General features: G+C 69.8%; 6 protein-coding genes. 4 read left to right on the top strand and 2 right to left on the bottom strand.

What is annotated here, in order from left to right; all coding sequences use genetic code 11:
• The 4 genes from GVN67_RS28030 to GVN67_RS28045 form a co-directional block, all read left to right on the top strand.
• The coding region (locus GVN67_RS28030) for a TIGR02186 family protein (protein WP_160000594.1) at positions 1-708 on the top strand (708 nt) is incomplete at its 5' end.
• The gene (locus tag GVN67_RS28035) at positions 709-1,188 is read left to right on the top strand and encodes a universal stress protein (RefSeq protein WP_160000595.1); all 480 of its coding nucleotides are present in this window, start codon (positions 709-711) and stop codon (positions 1,186-1,188) included.
• Positions 1,189-1,306: 118 nt separating this feature from the next.
• Positions 1,307-1,873, top strand: a complete 567-nt coding sequence (locus GVN67_RS28040; RefSeq protein ID WP_160000596.1) for a NifU family protein — start codon at positions 1,307-1,309, stop codon at positions 1,871-1,873.
• A 168-nt stretch (positions 1,874-2,041) separates the two neighbouring features.
• Positions 2,042-2,632 (top strand): malonic semialdehyde reductase, encoded by a 591-nt coding sequence (locus GVN67_RS28045; protein WP_160000597.1) that lies wholly within the window; start codon positions 2,042-2,044, stop codon positions 2,630-2,632.
• A 41-nt stretch (positions 2,633-2,673) separates the two neighbouring features.
• Here the strand turns inward: GVN67_RS28045 and GVN67_RS28050 are convergent, their stop codons facing one another.
• On the bottom strand, positions 2,674-3,657 hold the full coding sequence (locus GVN67_RS28050; RefSeq protein WP_160000598.1) for a tripartite tricarboxylate transporter substrate binding protein: 984 nt from the start codon (positions 3,655-3,657) through the stop codon (positions 2,674-2,676).
• Positions 3,658-3,719: 62 nt separating this feature from the next.
• The gene (gene hisA, locus GVN67_RS28055) at positions 3,720-4,448 is read right to left on the bottom strand and encodes a 1-(5-phosphoribosyl)-5-[(5-phosphoribosylamino)methylideneamino]imidazole-4-carboxamide isomerase (protein ID WP_160000599.1); all 729 of its coding nucleotides are present in this window, start codon (positions 4,446-4,448) and stop codon (positions 3,720-3,722) included.
• Positions 4,449-4,740 lie beyond the last annotated feature (292 nt).

The following is a 4,740-nucleotide window of genomic DNA, read 5'->3' on the forward strand; positions in this document are numbered from 1 at the left end:
CCGCCGCCGCAGCCCGCCGCCGCCCGCCCGCCGCTGGTCGCCGAGCTGTCGCAATACAAGGTCGAGATCACCACCGGCTTCAGCGGCACCGAGGTGCTGGTCTTCGGCGCCACCGAGCGGCTGCTGGGCGAGGGCGGCGACGACGTGCTGGTGGTGGCCCGCAGCGCCGTGCCCGAGCCCATGGTGGTGCGGCGCAAGTCGCGCGTGCTGGGCTTCTGGATCAACGGCGCCTCGGCCCGCTTCCGCCAGGTGCCCGGCTTCTACCTGATGACCGGCACCCGGCCGCTGCGCGAGATGATGGAGGAGGAGGAGCGGCGCACCAAGCAGCTCGGCCTCGAATATCTGCCGCTGGCCGCCGCCGGCAACCAGGACGAGGAGTTCCGCGCCGCCCTGCTGCAGCTGAAGCAGAGCGCCGGGCTGTGGCACGAGGAGGACGAGCCGCTGCGCATCTCCGGCGCCCGGCTGTTCCGCGCCCGGCTGCCGCTGCCGGCGACCGTCGGCACCGGCGAATACCGGGTGGAGGTGATGCTGGTGCGCGACGGCCGGGTGCTGGCCCGGCAGGAGCTGAGCTTCACCGTCGACCGGGTCGGGACCGCCGCCCGCATCGCGGATATCGCCGATGAGCGGCCGGTGGTATACGGCCTGCTCTGCATCCTGCTGGCGGCCTTTGCCGGATGGCTGGGCAGCGTGCTGTTCCGGAGGGGATGAATGCCCGAAGCCGCCCGCCGCGACCGTGTCTTCCTGGTGGTCGTCGATGACAGCCAGGAACGCCACATCGCGCTGCGCTATGCCTGCCTGCGCGCGAAACATGGCGGCGGCCGCGTCGCCCTGCTGCGGGTGATCGAGGCCGAGGGCACCGTCGAATGGGCCGGCGTCGGCGCCATGCTGCAGGAAGAACGGCGCGAGGAAGCGGAGAAGCTGCTCTCGGCGCTGGCCGCCGAGGTGCAGGAGATCACCGGCGGCCTGCCGATCCTGCTGATCCGCGAGGGCGACCCGCGCGACGCGCTGCTGTCGCTGCTGGAGGAAGACCCGCGGCTGTCGATCCTGATCCTGGCCAGCGCCTCCAACGGCAGCGGGCCGGGCCCGCTGATCACCGCGCTGACCGGCCGCTACGCCCCGCGGCTGCGGGTGCCGATGACCATCGTCCCGGGCAACCTGGACGACAAGGAGCTGGACCGCGTCACCTGAATGGCCGCCCCTCCCTGGCCATGGGTTGCATGGCACAGGGGGATCGCCCAAATGCCAGACCAGACAGCCGTCCAGACCACCTCCCCCCAACGCGACCCAACGCGAAAAGCCGAGAACGATGTTCATCGAGACGGAAGCCACGCCGAACCCCGCCACCCTGAAGTTCCTGCCGGGCCAGGACGTGATGGGCGGGCGCGGCACTGCCGATTTCACCAGCGTCGAGACCGCCGGGCGCAGCCCGCTGGCCGAGCGGCTGTTCTCGCTCGACGGCGTCGCCCGCGTCTTCCTGGGCGCTGACTTCGTCACCGTCACCAAGGCCGAGGCCACCGACTGGCAGGCGCTGAAGCCGATGGTCCTCGGCGCGATCATGGAGCATTCCATGGCCGGCCGCCCGGTGGTGCTGGAAGCCGAGGCCGAGGACGACGCCTTCGAGGACAGCGACCCGGCCGATGCCGAGGTCGTCGCCCAGATCAAGGAGCTGCTGGACACCCGGGTGCGCCCGGCGGTGGCCGGCGATGGCGGCGACATCGTCTTCCGCGGCTTCCGCGACGGCGTGGTGAAGCTGCACCTGCAGGGCGCCTGCTCGGGCTGCCCCTCGTCGCGCGCCACGCTGAAGCATGGCGTCGAGAACATGCTGCGCCATTATGTGCCGGAAGTGATCGCGGTCGAGCAGGTCGACGCCTGACACCGCGTCCTACAATCTTCGCCTGATGAAGCCCGGCCATTGCGCCGGGCTTTTTCATGTCTGGCGCCCTTCATTCACGCCATGAATGATGATGATCCGGCGACGGGGATTGGCAGGGATTGCCGCTCGCCGCATCCTGTGTGCAACGCACACAGGAGCGACTTGCCCATGGCCGACCCGATCGACAGCGCCGCGCTGGACACCCTCTTCAACACCGCCCGCACCCAGAACAAGTGGACGGAGCAAACGGTCTCCGACGAGACGCTGCGCCAGCTCTACGACCTGGTGAAGATGGGCCCGACCAGCGCCAACTGCCAGCCGGCCCGCTTCGTCTTCATCCGCACCCCGGAAGGCAAAGAGAAGCTGCGCCCGGCGCTGAGCGCCGGCAACCTGGAGAAGACCATGACCGCCCCGGTGACGGCGATCATCGCCTGGGACGAGAAGTTCTACGACAAGCTGCCGGTGCTGTTCCCGCATGCCGACGCCAAGGCCTGGTTCACCGGCAGCGCCGCCTTCGCCGAGGCGACCGCCTTCCGCAACTCCTCGATCCAGGCGGGCTACTTCATCCTGGCCGCCCGCGCGCTCGGCCTCGACACCGGCGCCATGAGCGGCTTCGACGCCGCCAAGGTGAACGACGCCTTCTTCGCCGGCACCGGCTGGAAGGCCAACCTGCTGGTCAACCTGGGCTATGGCGACCCGGCCGGCGTGCAGGGCCGCCTGCCCCGCCTGGCCTTCGACGAAGCCGCCGACCTCGCCTGATTTCTGTCAGTTCCGGGCGGCGGTGCCGCCCGGAGCACCCTTCATTCGACGCGGATGCCCTGCCGCTCGATGATCCCCGCCCAGCGCGCGGATTCGGCCCGGATGCGGGTGGCGAATTCGCCCGGTGCATTGGGCAGGTAGATCAGCCCCTGATCCTCCAGCAGCTTCTTCACCGCCGGCAGCGCCGCCGCCTCCGTGTAGGCGCGGTAGAGGCGGTCGACGATCGGCTGCGGCGTGCCCGCCGGCGCGATGACCGCATACCAGGTGACCACGTCGATCTCCGGATAGCCGGCCTCGGCCAGCGTCGGCACGTCGGGCAGCTGCGGGATGCGGGCCGGCGTGGTGACCGCCAGCGGCTTGACCATGCCGTTGCGGATCGGCCCCAGCATCAGCGGCAGGGTGTCGAACATGGCATGCACGTCGCCGCCCAGCATCGCCGGCAGGGATTCGTTGGTGCCCTTGTAGGGGACATGCTCCATGGCGATGCCGTCGCGGGCGCGGAACATCTCGAAGATCAGGTGCTGCGCCGTGCCGACACCGACCGAGGCGAAGTTCAGCTTGCCGGGGCGGGCGCGGGCCAGCGCGATCAGCTCGGCCACGTTGCTCGCCGGCAGGTCCTTGGTGGCGACCAGCACCAGCGGCGAGGCGGCGAACATGGTCACCGGCACCAGGTCCCGCGCCGCGTCATAGGGCATGTTCTTGTAGAGATGCGGGAAGATGGTCAGGGGCCCGAGATTGCCCATGCCGATGGTGTAGCCATCCGGCGCCGAGCGCGCGATCTCGGCCACCCCGATGCGGCCGCCGGCGCCGGCCTTGAAGTCGTTGACGATGACCTGGCCCAGCGCCTGGCTGACCTGGTCGTTGAAGCCGCGGGCGATGACGTCGTTCAGCCCGCCCGGCGGCCAGGGAATGACGAAGCGCACCGGCCGCGTCGGCCAGGCCGCTTGCGCCCGCGCGGCGCCGGCCGCCCCGAAAAGCCCGGCGGCCATCCCGGCGCCCAACCCGCGCCGCGTCAGCTCAGTCATTGCTCGATCCCCAGCGAAACGTTCCGCCAGGGCTTAGCAAGATCCGTGCGAAGGACCAGCCCTCAGGCCCGCGCCGCCGCCATCGCCTCGGCCGCCGTCAGCCGCCCGTCATACAGCGCCCGCCCGATGATGGTGCCGGCGACATGCCCCGCCGCCTTCAGGTCGATGATGTCCTGCACCCCCGCCACCCCGCCCGAGGCGATCACCGGCGTGGTCAGCCGCGCCGCGATCTCGGCCGTCGCCGCGACATTGACGCCGCCCAGCATGCCGTCCCGGTCGATATCGGTGTGGATGATGGCCGCCGCCCCCGCATCCTCGAAGGACAGCGCCAGGTCGAGCGCCGAGACGCTGCTCACCTCCGCCCAGCCCTCGGTCGCGACCATGCCGTCCTTGGCGTCGATGCCGACCGCGACCTTGCCCGGGAACGCCTTGCAAGCCGCCCGCGCGAAAGCCGGGTCCTTCACCGCCGCCGAGCCCAGGATCACCCGGGCGATGCCGCGCATCAGCCAGGCCTCGACGGTGGCCATGTCGCGGATGCCGCCGCCCAGCTGCACCGGGCGCTTCGTGCCCTTCAGGATCGCCGCCACCGCCTCGGCATTGGCCGGCTTGCCGGCGAAAGCGCCATCGAGATCGACCACATGCAGCCAGTCGAAGCCGGCCGCGTCGAAGGCCGCCGCCTGCGCGCCCGGATCCTCGGCATAGACGGTCGCCTGATCCATGTCGCCGCGCTTCAGCCGGACAACCTTGCCGGCCTTGAGGTCGATGGCGGGGTAGAGCTGGAAAAGGGACATGCGGGCAAGTTCCAGGAAAAGTCTGGGGCGTTGTCTAGCCAAGAGAAGAGATAGGCAAAAGGCTGGGGGAATGAATTCCCCCAGACCCCCTTCTTTTTTCTGATTAACGGCCGTTGGCGAACCAGCGCCCCACCTGGCCGGGAGGCCGCGGCAGCACTGACAAGAAAAAGAAGCGACTGTCTTGGGTGTCAAGCGGTCTGCTCCTTCGCGGAGGTTGTGGTTCTCCAGGGTGTTGAGCTTTGGAGGATGGCATTGAGGATGGTGAGCAGCTTGCGGGCGATGGCGATCAGGG

Origin of the sequence: Roseomonas sp. 18066 (genome assembly GCF_902706185.1) — a bacterium.
Taxonomy (GTDB): domain Bacteria; phylum Pseudomonadota; class Alphaproteobacteria; order Acetobacterales; family Acetobacteraceae; genus Pseudoroseomonas.